Source organism: Pseudoalteromonas phenolica (genome assembly GCF_044788725.1).
Lineage (GTDB): Bacteria > Pseudomonadota > Gammaproteobacteria > Enterobacterales > Alteromonadaceae > Pseudoalteromonas > Pseudoalteromonas phenolica_C.
In genome coordinates this window covers 218,217-233,912 of sequence record NZ_CP173161.1, presented here as the reverse complement: position 1 = coordinate 233,912, position 15,696 = coordinate 218,217, and the positions used below count along the sequence as shown (strand labels likewise).

General features: G+C 44.0%; 9 protein-coding genes. All 9 read right to left on the bottom strand.

The window, feature by feature from the left end; all coding sequences use genetic code 11:
- Window positions 1–626: 626 nt before the first annotated feature.
- Window positions 627–1,811 carry an elongation factor Tu gene (gene tuf, locus ACH784_RS01080; protein ID WP_404392685.1) on the bottom strand — a complete coding sequence of 395 codons (1,185 nt, stop codon included), beginning with the start codon at window positions 1,809–1,811 and terminating at the stop codon, window positions 627–629.
- 62 nt (window positions 1,812–1,873) lie between these two features.
- Window positions 1,874–3,988 (bottom strand): elongation factor G, encoded by a 2,115-nt coding sequence (gene fusA, locus ACH784_RS01075; protein WP_404392776.1) that lies wholly within the window; start codon window positions 3,986–3,988, stop codon window positions 1,874–1,876.
- Between the two features lie 27 nt (window positions 3,989–4,015).
- Window positions 4,016–4,486 (bottom strand): 30S ribosomal protein S7, encoded by a 471-nt coding sequence (gene rpsG, locus ACH784_RS01070; protein ID WP_404392774.1) that lies wholly within the window; start codon window positions 4,484–4,486, stop codon window positions 4,016–4,018.
- A 102-nt stretch (window positions 4,487–4,588) separates the two neighbouring features.
- Window positions 4,589–4,963, bottom strand: a complete 375-nt coding sequence (gene rpsL / locus ACH784_RS01065) for a 30S ribosomal protein S12 (protein ID WP_010387308.1) — start codon at window positions 4,961–4,963, stop codon at window positions 4,589–4,591.
- A 189-nt stretch (window positions 4,964–5,152) separates the two neighbouring features.
- Window positions 5,153–9,334 (bottom strand): DNA-directed RNA polymerase subunit beta', encoded by a 4,182-nt coding sequence (gene rpoC / locus ACH784_RS01060; protein WP_404392771.1) that lies wholly within the window; start codon window positions 9,332–9,334, stop codon window positions 5,153–5,155.
- A 97-nt stretch (window positions 9,335–9,431) separates the two neighbouring features.
- Entirely contained in the window at window positions 9,432–13,457 is a 4,026-nt protein-coding gene (rpoB, locus tag ACH784_RS01055) for a DNA-directed RNA polymerase subunit beta (protein WP_404392769.1), read from the bottom strand.
- A 263-nt stretch (window positions 13,458–13,720) separates the two neighbouring features.
- Window positions 13,721–14,083, bottom strand: coding sequence for a 50S ribosomal protein L7/L12 (rplL, locus tag ACH784_RS01050; RefSeq protein ID WP_058028511.1), 363 nt, complete (start codon window positions 14,081–14,083; stop codon window positions 13,721–13,723).
- Window positions 14,084–14,160: 77 nt separating this feature from the next.
- A complete protein-coding gene (gene rplJ, locus ACH784_RS01045; RefSeq protein WP_404392767.1) occupies window positions 14,161–14,655 on the bottom strand; it encodes a 50S ribosomal protein L10 in 495 nt (164 codons plus the stop codon).
- Window positions 14,656–14,988: 333 nt separating this feature from the next.
- Window positions 14,989–15,693 (bottom strand): 50S ribosomal protein L1, encoded by a 705-nt coding sequence (gene rplA / locus ACH784_RS01040; RefSeq protein ID WP_404392765.1) that lies wholly within the window; start codon window positions 15,691–15,693, stop codon window positions 14,989–14,991.
- Between the last annotated feature and the right edge of the window lie 3 nt (window positions 15,694–15,696).

Genomic DNA, 15,696 nt, shown 5'->3' with positions numbered 1-15,696 from the left:
CAGCACTATTTTGTTTATTCATGGTGTATCTACTTTCTGTTTAATAACAGTTCCAGAGCATCTAATTAGTTATGTGTTTATTTAAGGATTTCTGACTACTAATTTAGTAATTATGGTTTGTGGACATGCTGATAGCAGTACTATATTCCTTTGTAGTGCAAAAGTTTAATGACAAAGTGCGCAGCACTCTCATTCCTTTTGCGCAAGGGCGATGACTGACCGACAAAAATATCGGGAATATTTTTGAACAGCTATGCTGGCTCGAAGAGCGTAAGGCAGGGAGCGCCTGAAGTCACCGAAGCTTCGCAGCAGGAAGAGGTGAGCGCATGAATGCGCGATGGAACCCAGCTTCATGGATGATTCACAACTCAGAACTAGCCTGGAGCAAGTTTCACAGCTTCTAAAGTTTCTTAGTTTTATATCCCTAAAAACAAAAAACCCGAGCCTAAGCTCGGGTTTTTTTAATGCTTTGTGGCATTAACTAAAGTCGATATTACTCAACGATAGTTGCTACAACACTAGTACCTAATTGGTAAAGTGCGCCACATTCATAGGCTGTACTAAATTACAGGCATTAAAAAAGGCCACCGAAGTGACCTTTTCACAGTGTTACTGCAATCTGTAGATTATTCTACGATTGTAGCTACAACACCAGCACCAACTGTACGGCCACCTTCACGGATAGCGAAACGTAGACCTTCGTCCATCGCGATTGGTACGATTAGGTCAACAGTCATCTTGATGTTGTCACCAGGCATTACCATTTCTACGCCTTCTGGTAACTCTACGTTACCTGTTACGTCAGTTGTACGGAAGTAGAACTGTGGACGGTAGCCTTTGAAGAATGGAGTATGACGGCCACCTTCATCTTTAGATAGTACGTATACTTCTGAAGTGAACTTAGTGTGCGGCTTGATTGAACCAGGCTTACATAGAACCTGACCACGCTCAACTTCGTCACGCTTAGTACCACGTAGTAGTGCACCGATGTTCTCACCTGCACGACCTTCGTCTAGAAGCTTACGGAACATTTCAACACCCGTACAAGTTGTCTTCGTAGTTTCTTTGATACCTACGATTTCAACTTCGTCGTTCACGTTGATGATACCAGCTTCAACACGGCCTGTTACTACTGTACCACGACCCTGGATTGAGAATACGTCTTCGATAGGCATGATGAATGGCTTATCGATGTCACGCTCTGGCTCTGGGATGTAAGAATCTAGTGCTTCTGCAAGCTCTACGATCTTGTCTTCCCACTCTTTCTCGCCTTCTAGTGCTTTAAGAGCTGAACCTTGGATTAGTGGTAGGTCATCACCTGGGAAGTCGTACTCAGAAAGTAGTTCACGAACTTCCATCTCTACTAGCTCTAGTAGCTCTTCGTCGTCAACCATGTCACATTTGTTCATGAATACGATGATGTAAGGTACACCAACCTGACGAGAAAGTAGGATGTGCTCACGTGTTTGAGGCATAGGACCGTCAGTAGCCGCAACTACTAGGATCGCGCCGTCCATCTGTGCAGCACCAGTGATCATGTTTTTAACATAGTCAGCGTGTCCTGGACAGTCTACGTGTGCGTAGTGACGAGTTGGAGTATCGTACTCAACGTGTGAAGTTGAGATTGTGATACCACGCTCACGCTCTTCTGGAGCGTTGTCGATTGATGCGAAGTCTTTCGCTTCACCACCGTATACTTTTGCAAGTACGTTAGTGATTGCTGCAGTTAGAGTTGTTTTACCGTGGTCAACGTGGCCGATTGTACCTACGTTTACGTGCGGTTTCGAACGTTCAAACTTTTCTTTTGCCATCTTAAAAATTTCCTATAAAAGAAATTAAAGTCCGATCCAGTATGAATCGGACCGAACTAAAATTATCTTACAGCGCGAGCTGCAATTATTGTCTCTGAAACATTTTTTGCCGCTTCAGCATACTTGGAGAATTCCATAGAGTATGAAGCACGGCCTTGTGTTGCAGAGCGTAGATCAGTTGCATAACCGAACATTTCAGAAAGTGGTACTTGCGCATTAATTTGCTTCAAGCCGCCAAACGCTTCTTCCATACCTTCGATCATACCACGACGACGGTTTAAGTCGCCTACTACATCACCCATGTTTTCTTCAGGGGTGATAACTTCAACTTTCATTACAGGTTCTAGGATAACTGGGTTTGCTTCCAGCGCACCATTTCGGAAACCTATAGAACCTGCAATCTTAAAGGCCATTTCGTTTGAGTCAACATCATGGAATGAACCATCGAATAATGTTGCTTTAACGCCAAGAAGTGGATAACCAGCAAGTACACCCTGCCTCATCGATTCTTGGATACCTTTGTCAACTGCTGGAATGTACTCTTTCGGAACTACACCGCCTACGATTTCATTTACGAACTCGTAAGTTGGAGAGTCTTCATCGGCAATTTCCATTGGTTCAAGTTTAAGCCAAACATGACCGTATTGACCACGACCACCTGATTGACGTACGAATTTACCTTCAGCTTCCACTGAGGCACGAATCGTTTCGCGGTATGCAACTTGCGGTTTACCCACATTACATACAACACCAAACTCACGCTTCATACGATCAACAATGATATCAAGGTGAAGCTCACCCATACCAGAGATGATAGTTTGACCTGACTCTTCGTCAGTTTCAACACGGAAAGATGGGTCTTCTGCTGCTAGCTTACCTAGTGCGATACCCATTTTATCTTGGTCAGCTACAGTTTTCGGCTCAACAGCTACAGAAATCACTGGCTCAGGAAATTCCATACGCTCTAATGTGATAACTGAATCGCTAGAACAAAGCGTATCACCTGTGGTGACTTCTTTCAGACCGATCGCAGCTGCAATATCACCCGCACGAACTTCTTTAATTTCTTCGCGAGAGTTAGCGTGCATCTGAACGATACGACCTAAACGTTCTTTTTTAGCCTTTACAGGGTTATAAACTGAATCACCCTGTTTAACCGTACCTGAATAAACTCTAAAGAAAGTTAATGTTCCAACAAACGGGTCAGTTGCAATTTTAAATGCTAATGCAGAAAAAGGCGCATTATCGTCTGCTGGACGAGTTCCTTCGGATTCATCTTCGAGAATACCTTGGATCTCTTTTACTTCTGTAGGCGAAGGCATGTATTCAATTACAGAGTCAAGCACAGCTTGAACACCTTTATTTTTGAATGCACTTCCGCAAGCCATTGGCACGATTTCATTGGCCAGTGTGCGTTGACGTAGCGCAGCTTTAATATCAGCTTCGCTTAAGTCACCTTCTTCAAGATATTTGTCCATTAGCTCTTCAGACGCTTCAGCAGCAGACTCAAGCATTTCTGCTCGCCATTCTTCTGCAAGGTCTTGAAGGTCTGCTGGGATCTCTTCATAAGTGAAAGTCATCCCCTGGTCCGCTTCGTTCCAGTTGATGGCTTTCATTTTGATGAGATCAATAACACCTTTAAATTCGTCTTCAGCACCAATTGGTAACTGAATTGGCACAGGTGTCGCACCTAAACGGTTCTTCACCTGATCCACAACTGCTAGGAAGTCAGCGCCTGTACGGTCCATTTTATTTACGAAGATCATACGCGGAACTTCGTATTTATTGGCCTGACGCCAAACTGTTTCCGTTTGTGGTTGTACACCTGACGAAGCACATAACACCACAACTGCACCATCTAGTACACGTAATGAACGTTCTACTTCGATAGTGAAGTCTACGTGTCCTGGAGTATCAATGATATTAATGCGATGCTCATCAAACTGAGCATCCATACCTTTCCAGAAACACGTGGTAGCAGCAGAAGTAATAGTAATACCACGCTCCTGCTCTTGCTCCATCCAGTCCATAGTTGCAGCACCATCATGAACTTCACCAATCTTATGAGAAAGACCTGTGTAGAACAGAACTCGTTCTGTTGTGGTGGTTTTGCCTGCATCTACGTGAGCACAAATACCGATATTGCGGTAGCGCTCAATAGGAGTTGTACGTGCCATAATTTCCTCTTAAAGGCTGTTAGCAGATTACCAACGGTAGTGAGCGAATGCTTTGTTCGCTTCAGCCATACGGTGAACGTCTTCACGTTTCTTAACCGCAGTGCCTTTGTTGTCAGCTGCATCAAGCATCTCTTGAGCAAGACGTAAGCCCATTGACTTTTCGCCACGCTTACGAGAAGCGTCAACTAACCAACGCATACCTAATGCGTTACGACGTACTGGACGTACTTCAACTGGTACTTGGTATGTTGAACCACCTACACGGCGAGATTTAACCTCAACCTGTGGGCGAACATTGTCAAGTGCAGCTTCAAAGATTTCTAGGTGCGACTTGCCTGATTTCTCAGCAGCCACGTCTAACGCACCGTAAACGATTTTTTCAGCAGTAGATTTCTTGCCGTCTAACATTACTACGTTAACGAATTTAGCAAGAAGTTCTGATCCGAACTTAGGATCTGGAAGAATTTTACGTTGACCTATAACGCGTCTTCTAGGCATTTTATTTCTCCGGTATCTTCAGGTTCGCTTTACTTCAGCGACTCCCAAAACAAAATATAAAAATTAAAAATTTAAGTGCTTGGCCTTACTAACGGAGAACCATTAGCCCTTAGGGCGTTTAGCACCGTACTTAGAACGACCTTGTTTACGGTCATTTACGCCTGCACAGTCAAGTGCACCACGAACAGTGTGGAAACGTACACCCGGTAAGTCTTTAACACGACCACCACGGATTAGGATAACACTGTGTTCTTGAAGGTTGTGACCTTCACCACCGATGTATGAAGTTACTTCGAAACCATTAGTTAAACGTACACGCGCTACTTTACGTAATGCAGAGTTTGGTTTCTTAGGTGTTGTTGTATATACACGAGTACATACACCACGTTTCTGTGGACAAGCTTTAAGAGCAGCAGAGTTGCTCTTTGTAACCTTGCTACGACGTGGCTTACGCACTAGCTGGTTAATAGTTGCCATTAAATAGCTCCTGATTAATTACTACTGAAAAATGAAAAAATCTGCCCTATTTAAACATTCTTTTATTCGAACGAATAAATGGGTGGCGGAATTTTAATGAGCAAAGATTGAGCTGTCAACCAAAAAATAACGGGCAAGCCTGATTTCTCAGGCTTGCCCGTATTATCTTTTGCTATTTAGTGGGAAGAATTACTCTTCGCCACCTAATAGATCAGCATTCAGTGCATCAGTTAGTGCTTGAGTTGCCTCTTCAGCACTTACTGTTTGCTCTTCAACTGGAAGCTCAGCTTGCTTGCGACGGTTCATACGCTCTTGGTGATACGCGAAACCTGTACCGGCTGGGATCAGACGGCCTACGATTACGTTCTCTTTCAAGCCTCGTAGCTCATCGCTCTTACCATTTACTGCTGCTTCCGTAAGAACACGTGTTGTTTCTTGGAACGATGCTGCAGAAATGAAAGATTCTGTTGCAAGAGACGCTTTAGTAATACCCATCAGCTGAATTTCGTACTTAGCTGGGATCTTACCTTGCTTCTCTAACTCACGGTTTGCAATGCTAACGCGCGCCACTTCAACTTGTTCACCTGCTAAGAACTCAGTATCACCACCGTCTAAGATGATGCACTTACGTAGCATTTGGCGAATGATCGTTTCGATGTGCTTATCGTTAATCTTTACACCCTGTAAGCGGTAAACTTCTTGTACTTCGTTAACGATGTAGTTTGATACATCAGTTACACCACGAAGACGAAGGATGTCGTGTGGAGACTCTGGACCATCGGCGATAACTTCACCTTTAGAAACCATCTCACCTTCGAACACGTTAAGTTGACGCCATTTCGGGATCATCTCTTCGTATGCATCACCCTGTTCAGGTGTGATCACAAGACGCTTCTTACCTTTTGTCTCTTTACCGAAGCTCACAACACCTGTGATTTCTGCAAGAATTGCAGGATCTTTTGGCTTACGCGCTTCAAATAAGTCAGCAACTCGAGGTAGACCACCCGTGATGTCACGAGTTTTCGAGCCTTCCTGTGGAATACGAGCTAGAACCTGACCTGGTGCCGCTGTCGCGCCATCAGAGATTTCAATCGTTGTGAATGAAGGTAGGCGGATCTCTTGAAGGCCACGCTCTTCGTTCTCAATGATTAACTTAGGCTCTTTTGCGTTTACCTTAGCTAGGTCTTTAACAACTACACGTGTTAAACCTGTTAGATCATCAGTCTGTGCTTCTGTGTTGCTGTCATCGATGTCAGAGAATGACACTTTTGACTCATGCTCAAGAATGATTGGGTGACTGTGCGGATCCCAAGTCGCAACGATATCGTTACCTTTAACTTCTGCACCATCTTGTACAGAAAGAACAGCACCATAAGGTACTTTATAACGCTCTTTCTCACGACCATGCTCGTCAATAACAGTGATTTCTGTTGAACGTGAAGTGATAACAATCTTACCGTCTGTGTTTAATACATATTTTGCATTATGTAACTTCAGGCTACCGTTGTTTTTAACTTGTACGCTGTTTTCTGCTGATGCTCTTGATGCAGCACCACCGATGTGGAACGTACGCATCGTAAGCTGTGTACCCGGCTCACCGATTGATTGAGCAGCGATAACACCTACAGATTCACCTGCGTTAATGATGTGACCACGTGCTAGGTCACGACCGTAACAGTTAGCACATACACCGTAATCGTTATCACATGTGATAACTGAACGTACACGTACTTCGTCTACTGAGTGCTCTTCTAAAAGGTCACACAGCTTTTCGTCAAGCATAATGTTACGTTCAACAAGCACTTCGTCAGTACCTGGCTTTAAGATGTCTTCAGCAACAACACGACCTAGAACACGCTCGCGAAGTGGCTCAACAACGTCACCACCTTCGATTAGTGGCTTCATTGTTAGACCGTCTAACGTGCCACAGTCCGCGTTAGTGATAACTAAGTCTTGTGCAACATCTACTAGACGACGAGTTAGGTAACCCGAGTTCGCTGTCTTAAGTGCTGTATCGGCTAGACCTTTACGCGCACCGTGCGTCGAGATGAAGTACTGAAGTACGTTTAGACCTTCACGGAAGTTCGCCGTGATTGGTGTTTCGATGATTGAGCCATCTGGACGTGCCATTAGACCACGCATACCCGCTAACTGACGGATCTGAGCAGCACTACCACGAGCGCCCGAGTCGGCCATCATGAATACTGAGTTGAAAGAGTCTTGCTCTTCTTCTTCACCTTGCGCGTTTACAACGGTATCTTTCGATAAGTTCGCCATCATCTCACGTGATAAGTTTTCGTTAACACGTGACCAGATATCGATAACTTTGTTGTACTTTTCACCCGCAGTTACAAGACCAGACTGGAATTGCTGGTTGATTTCAGATACTTCCGCTTCAGCAGCTTCAATGATACCTGCTTTAGTCGGTGGGATTACCATATCGTTAATACCGATAGAAACACCCGACTTCATTGCGTAGTGGAAACCTGTGTACATCACTTGGTCAGCAAACACAACGGTGTCTTTAAGACCTAGACGACGGTAACACTCATTTAATAGACCTGAAATTTGCTTTTTACCTAGAGCACGGTTAATAAGCTCAAACGGTAAACCTTCAGGAATAGTTAATGATAGAATCGCACGACCTACTGTTGTATCTACAACTGTTGTTGACGTTGAACGCTCACCAGTTTCTTCTGAAATAACAGTTTCTGTAATACGAACTTTAACGCGAGCATGAAGTTCAGCAACACCTGTACGGTATGCTTTTTCAGCTTCTTTCGCATCTTTAAATACAATACCTTCGCCTTTCGCATTAATGCGATCACGCGTCATGTAGTAAAGACCTAATACAACGTCCTGTGAAGGTACGATGATAGGCTCACCATTCGCAGGTGAAAGAATGTTGTTCGTAGACATCATTAGGGCACGCGCTTCTAGCTGTGCTTCTAATGTTAACGGTACGTGTACCGCCATTTGGTCACCATCGAAGTCAGCGTTATATGCCGCACACACTAATGGGTGTAGGTGGATTGCTTTACCTTCGATTAGAACTGGTTCAAACGCTTGGATACCAAGACGGTGAAGTGTTGGTGCACGGTTTAGTAAAACTGGGTGCTCACGGATCACTTCGTCAAGTACGTCCCAAACCTCTGGCACTTCACGCTCAACCATCTTCTTCGCAGCTTTGATAGTTGTCGCCATACCGCGACGCTCTAGCTTACCGTAGATGAATGGCTTAAATAGCTCAAGAGCCATCTTCTTAGGAAGACCACACTGGTGAAGCTTAAGCGTAGGACCAACGGTGATTACAGAACGGCCTGAGTAGTCAACACGCTTACCTAGAAGGTTTTGACGGAAACGACCTTGCTTACCTTTGATCATGTCTGCAAGCGACTTAAGTGGACGCTTGTTAGAACCTGTGATCGCACGACCGCGACGACCGTTATCAAGTAGCGCATCAACCGCTTCTTGTAACATGCGCTTTTCGTTACGTACGATGATATCTGGTGCAGCTAAGTCTAGTAGACGCTTAAGACGGTTGTTACGGTTAATAACACGACGGTAAAGGTCATTCAGATCAGACGTTGCAAAACGACCGCCATCTAGTGGAACTAGAGGACGTAAATCTGGTGGAAGTACTGGTAGTACACTCATTACCATCCACTCAGGATTGTTACCTGATTGGTGGAAAGATTCCATTAGCTTAAGACGCTTAGTGATCTTCTTACGCTTAGTTTCAGAGTTGATTGTTGGTAACTCTTCACGCATTTCTGCGATAAGCTGACCAAGGTCAAGCTCGCGTAATAGATCAAGTACAGCTTCTGCACCCATCTTAGCTTCAAATTCGTCACCGTGCTCTTCTAATGCATCTAGGTACTCTTCTTCACCTAATAGCTGACCACGCTCAAGCGTTGTCATACCAGGCTCAGTTACCACGAATGACTCGAAGTAAAGTACGCGTTCGATGTCACGAAGCGTCATATCAAGCATTAGGCCGATACGAGAAGGTAGTGATTTAAGGAACCAAATATGTGCAACTGGGCTTGCAAGCTCAATGTGACCCATACGGTCACGACGTACTTTAGTTAAAGTAACTTCTACGCCACACTTTTCACAAATAACACCACGGTGCTTTAAGCGCTTATATTTACCACATAAACACTCATAATCTTTTACTGGGCCGAAAATACGGGCACAGAATAAGCCGTCACGCTCAGGCTTGAACGTACGATAGTTAATTGTCTCAGGCTTTTTAACTTCGCCGTAAGACCAAGAACGTACCATGTCTGGTGAAGCAAGACCGATGCGGATCGCATCAAATTCTTCGGTCTTATTTTGTTGCTTCAAAAACTTAAGTAAGTCTTTCACCTTAGCTCTCCTGTCGGAGTTAATCTCGAGGGCAAGCAGAGCTTGCCCCTACATTCTTTCAGTCCGGGGGAGCCGCAGCTAAGCTGCGGCTGTCGGATTAATTTTCTTCCAACTCGATGTTGATACCTAGTGAGCGGATTTCTTTCAACAATACGTTGAATGACTCTGGCATACCCGGTTCCATCTTGTGGTTACCGTCAACGATGTTCTTATACATCTTAGTACGACCATTTACGTCATCTGACTTAACTGTCAGCATCTCTTGAAGTGTATAGGCAGCACCGTATGCTTCTAATGCCCATACCTCCATCTCACCGAATCTCTGACCACCGAACTGCGCCTTACCACCCAACGGCTGCTGAGTTACAAGGCTGTAAGAACCAGTAGAACGCGCGTGCATCTTGTCGTCTACTAAGTGGTTTAGTTTCAGCATGTACATGTAACCAACGGTTACTTGACGCTCAAACGCATCACCAGTACGACCATCATATAGCGTTACCTGACCGCTACGTGGGTAACCACCTAGCTCAAGTAGGTCTTTGATCTCTGATTCACGTGCACCATCGAATGCAGGAGTCGCGATAGGTAGACCACCTTTCAGGTTGTTCGCAAGACGACGAACTTCATCATCAGAGAAGCTAGCAATATCAACTTTCTGACGGCAATCACCTACAGCGTAAGCTTTTGCAATGAAATCGCGCATTTCGTGAATTTCACGCTGCTCTTTCATCATCTCTTCTAGCGTTTCACCGATACCACGTGCAGCCAGACCCATGTGTGTTTCTAAGATCTGACCGATGTTCATACGAGATGGTACACCCAGTGGGTTAAGTACGATATCTACAGTACGACCTTTATCATCGTATGGCATGTCTTCTACTGGTACGATTGTCGAGATAACACCTTTGTTACCGTGACGACCAGCCATCTTATCACCTGGTTGGATACGACGTTTAACAGCTAGGTATACTTTAACAATCTTAAGTACGCCAGGTGCTAGGTCATCACCTTGAGTGATCTTGCGACGCTTGTTTTCGAACTTCTTGTCGTATTCAGCTTTAAGCTCATCGTACTGTGCAGCAAGTTGCTCAAGATCAGCTTGTTGCTGTTCATCAGCTAGGCTTTGAGTAAGTAGCTTGTCAGTGCTTAGCTCAGCTACTTTTTCTTCACTTAGACCCGCTTGTACAAGCAATGTACGTACGCGTGTTAAAATACCGCCTTCAAGAATTCTGAACTCTTCGTTGAAGTCTTTCTTCGCTTCACGAAGCTGCATGTCTTCAACTTCTAACGCACGCTTGTCTTTTTCAACGCCGTCACGAGTGAATACTTGTACGTCAATAACTGTACCAGTTACAGAGTTTGGTACGCGTAGTGAGCTGTCTTTAACATCAGATGCTTTTTCACCGAAGATAGCACGTAGTAGCTTTTCTTCAGGAGTTAGTTGCGTTTCGCCTTTAGGTGTTACTTTACCTACAAGGATGTCGCCACCTTTTACTTCTGCACCGATGTAAACAACACCAGACTCATCCAGTTTACCAAGTGCAGACTCACCTACATTTGGAATATCAGCTGTGATCTCTTCAGGACCAAGCTTAGTATCACGTGCGATACACTGAAGTTCTTGAATATGGATTGTTGTTAGACGATCTTCTTTTACAACGTTCTCAGATAGTAAGATTGAATCCTCGAAGTTATAACCATTCCATGGCATGAATGCCACGCGAAGGTTTTGACCTAGTGCTAAGTCACCTAAGTCAGTCGAAGGACCATCTGCTAATACGTCACCACGCACAACCGGCTCACCAACCATACAAGTTGGCTTCTGGTTGATACACGTGTTTTGGTTAGAACGTGTGTATTTAGTTAAGTTGTAAATGTCGATGCCCGCTTCACCTGGGATGCGCTCTTCTTCATTTACGTTAACTACGATACGGCTTGCGTCAGCATACTTAACAACACCGCCACGCTTAGCAACGATTGTTACACCAGAATCTTTTGCTAGTGTACGCTCGATACCTGTACCTACTAACGGCTTATCAGCGCGTAGTGTTGGTACTGCTTGACGTTGCATGTTCGATCCCATTAGTGCACGGTTAGCATCATCGTGTTCTAGGAATGGGATTAGTGCTGCTGCAACTGAGATAACCTGTTGAGGTGATACGTCCATATATTGGATGTCATCACGACCCATAAATGTCGATTCACCTTTGTGACGACATGGGATTAACTCATCAATAAATTCATTGCTGTCGTTCAGGTTCGTGTTCGCCTGTGCGATTACGAATTGACCTTCTTCGATAGCTGATAGGTAATCAACTTCATCGCTTACTACACCATCAACAACTTTACGGTATGGTGTCTCTAAGAAACCATAATCGTTAGTACGTGCGTATGTAGAAAGAGAGTTGATTAGACCGATGTTTGGACCTTCAGGCGTTTCGATAGGACAAACACGACCGTAGTGCGTTACGTGTACGTCTCGAACTTCAAAGCCAGCACGCTCACGTGTAAGACCACCCGGACCTAATGCAGAAATACGACGCTTGTGCGTTACTTCTGAAAGCGGGTTGTTTTGGTCCATGAACTGAGACAGCTGTGAAGAGCCAAAGAATTCTTTAACTGCTGCTGAAATAGGTTTCGCGTTAATTAGGTCTTGAGGCATTACGTTGTCAAGATCACCTAAGCTTAAACGCTCACGTACAGCACGTTCAACACGTACTAAACCAACGCGGAATTGGTTTTCAGCCATTTCACCTACAGAACGGATACGACGGTTACCTAGGTGGTCGATATCATCCACTTCACCTTTACCGTTACGAATATCGATCAATACTTTCATTACTGAAACGATATCTTCTTTGCTCAGTGTACCTGGGCCTGTATCTGAATCATAACCAACACGGCTATTGAATTTCATACGACCTACAGTTGATAGGTCATAACGTTCTTCAGAGAAGAATAGGTTTTCGAATAAAGCTTCTGCAGCTTCTTTCGTTGGTGGCTCACCAGGGCGCATCATACGGTAGATTTCTACAAGCGCTTCTAGACGATTTGTAGATGAATCAATACGTAATGTATCAGAGATATACGCACCACTATCTACTTCGTTGATATACAACGTTTCAATTTGTGAGTGACCTGCTTTTACTAGCTCAGCCATTAGCTCAAGTGAAAGTTCAGCATTCGCTTCAGCGATGATTTCACCTGTCGACTCATCGATGTAGTTTTTCGCTACTACACGGCCAATGATGTACTCATGTGGTACTTCAAGCTGCGTAATTTCTTTCTTTTCAAGAGTCTTAATATGACGAGCAGTTACACGACGACCTGCTTCAACGATCACTTCGCCGTCTTTATCTTTAATATCAAATGCAGCCGTTTCACCACGTAAACGTGAAGGAACAAGCTCCATTAATACTTTACCATTAGCAACTTCGAACGTTGTTGTTTCGAAGAACATTGCTAAGATTTCTTCAGTCGTGAACTCTAAAGCACGTAAAATAATAGACGAAGGTAATTTACGACGACGGTCAATACGTACGTATAGATTATCTTTAACGTCGAATTCAAAGTCTAACCATGAACCACGGTAAGGAATAACACGTGCGTTATAAAGTACTTTACCTGAAGAGTGTGACTTACCACGGTCGTTATCAAAGAATACACCAGGTGAACGGTGTAGCTGAGAAACGATAACACGCTCTGTACCATTGATTACAAAAGTACCGGTATCAGTCATGAGCGGGATTTCGCCCATGTAAACTTCTTGCTCTTTAATGTCTTTAACTGTGCCTGGTGCATCTTTATCCATTAGCACAAGACGTAATTTTACGCGAAGTGGAGCAGAATAAGTCACGCCGCGAATTTGACATTCTTTTACATCGAATACTGGCTCGCCAATACGGTAACTTACGTATTGGAGCTCAGAATTACCCGAGTAGCTTTTAATAGGGAAAACAGAACGGAATGCAGCTTCCAGTCCATAGTCGCCTACAGCGTCAGGATTCAAGAATTTTTTGAACGATTCTAACTGTGTAGACAGTAAGAAAGGTATATCCAAAACTTGTGGACGTTTACCAAAATCCTTACGGATACGTTTCTTTTCAGAATAAGAGTAAGCCATGGGGTTCCTCAGCTTGCTGATCTTTGACCCAACCTGTTCTTGTAAGAACAGCATTACTGGCATCTAAGCCATGATAACAACATCTCATTGTTGCACTAAATACCACTGCTATTAGCAAAAACTTAAGCTATTGAAATAAAAGTGAAATTTAGAGTTTTTTACGCCTAGTAATTATGATCATACTAGAGCGCAAAAGGGCCGGTGATTAAATAATCACCAGCCCTTGCCTGATTGCTCAGGCAGCGAACCTAGCCGTAGCTAGATTACTTGATCTCAACTTCAGCACCAGCTTCTTCAAGATCTTTCTTAAGTGCTTCAGCTTCTTCTTTAGAAACAGCTTCTTTGATTGGCGCAGGAGCAGACTCAACAAGAGCTTTTGCTTCTTTAAGGCCAAGACCAGTTGCACCACGTACAGCTTTGATAGCAGCAACTTTGTTACCGCCAGCAGCAGCTAGGATTACGTCGAACTCAGTCTTTTCTTCAGCAGCTTCAGCTGGACCAGCAGCAACAACAGCAGCAGCTGCAGTTACGCCGAACTTTTCTTCCATTGCTTCAACTAGTTCAACAACTTCCATTACTGACATTTCAGCAATCGCGTCAAGGATTTGGTCTTTAGTTACAGACATTGTAAATTTCCTAATTAATTACGAACCCATGAGGTTCAAAAAAATTTTTAAATGAGAAAGAGAATAAAGGCTTAAAATTAAGCAGCTTCTTCAGCTTTCTTAACGCGAACTGCTTCAATTGTTTTACACAATTTGCCAGCAGACGCTTCTTTCATAGCGCTCATTAAGCGTGCAACAGCTTCGTCGTAAGTAGGTAGCTTAGCAAGCATATCTACGTCAACAACTTTACCTTCGAATGCAGCAGACTTAAGCTCGAATGCTTCGTTCTTTTTCGCGAAATCTGAGAAGATACGCGCAGCAGCACCTGGGTGCTCTGAAGAGAAAGCGATAAGGCTTGGGCCTACTAGAGACTCGTTAAGGCACTCATAGTCAGTACCTTCTACAGCGCGGCGTGCAAGAGTGTTACGAACAACCTTCATCCAAACGCCAGCTTCACGAGCTTCTTTACGAAGAGTAGTGATAGCATCAACTGTTACACCACGAGAATCTGCAACTACTGCAGATAGAGCACCTTTGGCAACTTCATTAACTTCAGCAACAATTGCTTTCTTGTCTTGAAGGTTTAAAGCCATGGGTGTTACTCCTGGTTAAATAAAAACCTAACGGTTTTCAGTTCTACTCTTACCTCAACCTAACAGGATGAGGTGCTTTTTACGGCGAGAGCCAGAAGATTAGGAAAATCTAGCTGGGATTCACACCGTCTACGTAGGAATTATTAAGGCTTACACCACCTACGGTCTTGGACGGAAACGCAATTTATCGTTTGATTGTAGACCAACTGGTTAACAATACTACGAAATTATGCGCTTCAACCCGAATTCTTTACTTCGCAGAGAACAAGTTCTCAACGAAATGGCGCAAAATTATAGTTTAATTTTTACGCCATGTAAATGCTAATTTCTAAATTACGCTACTTGCGTGTTTAGAGTAGCTTGGTCAACAGCAACACCTGCGCCCATAGTTGTTGAGATGCTTACTTTCTTCAAGTAAGTACCTTTCGCTTGAGAAGGCTTAGCCTTCTTAAGAGCAACAAGTAGTGCTTCAAGGTTTTGTTGTAGCTGTTCAGCAGTGAAGTCAACTTTACCGATAGTCGTGTGAACGATACCGTTCTTGTCGTTACGGTAACGAACCTGACCAGCCTTAGCATTTTTAACTGCTTCTGCAACGTTAGGTGTTACAGTACCAGTTTTAGGGTTAGGCATAAGACCACGTGGACCTAGGATTTGACCTAGTTGACCAACAACGCGCATTGCATCTGGAGAAGCAACAACAACGTCAAAGTTCATTTCGCCTTTCTTAACTTGCTCAGCAAGATCTTCCATACCTACTAAATCAGCGCCAGCTTCTTTAGCAGCTTCAGCGTTTGCGCCAGCTGTGAATACAGCAACGCGAACGTCACGGCCAGTACCGTTTGGAAGTACAGTTGCACCACGAACGTTTTGGTCAGATTTACGTGCATCGATACCTAGGTTAACAGCAACGTCAACACTTTCAGTGAATTTAGCAGTAGCTAGTTCTTTAAGAAGAGCAACAGCTTCGTTGATTTCGTACTCTTTAGTTACGTCAACTTTTTCGCGGATTACGCGCATACGCTTAGTTAATTTAGCCATTCT

Excerpts from the sequence above, each read along its gene's own strand:
- tuf (WP_404392685.1), bottom strand. The coding sequence starts at position 1,811 with ATGGCAAAAGAAAAGTTTGAACGTTCGAAACCGCACGTAAACGTAGGT.
- fusA (WP_404392776.1), bottom strand. The coding sequence starts at position 3,988 with ATGGCACGTACAACTCCTATTGAGCGCTACCGCAATATCGGTATTTGT.
- rpsG (WP_404392774.1), bottom strand. The coding sequence starts at position 4,486 with ATGCCTAGAAGACGCGTTATAGGTCAACGTAAAATTCTTCCAGATCCT.
- rpsL (WP_010387308.1), bottom strand. The coding sequence starts at position 4,963 with ATGGCAACTATTAACCAGCTAGTGCGTAAGCCACGTCGTAGCAAGGTT.
- rpoB (WP_404392769.1), bottom strand. The coding sequence starts at position 13,457 with ATGGCTTACTCTTATTCTGAAAAGAAACGTATCCGTAAGGATTTTGGT.
- rplL (WP_058028511.1), bottom strand. The coding sequence starts at position 14,083 with ATGTCTGTAACTAAAGACCAAATCCTTGACGCGATTGCTGAAATGTCA.
- rplJ (WP_404392767.1), bottom strand. The coding sequence starts at position 14,655 with ATGGCTTTAAACCTTCAAGACAAGAAAGCAATTGTTGCTGAAGTTAAT.
- rplA (WP_404392765.1), bottom strand. The coding sequence starts at position 15,693 with ATGGCTAAATTAACTAAGCGTATGCGCGTAATCCGCGAAAAAGTTGAC.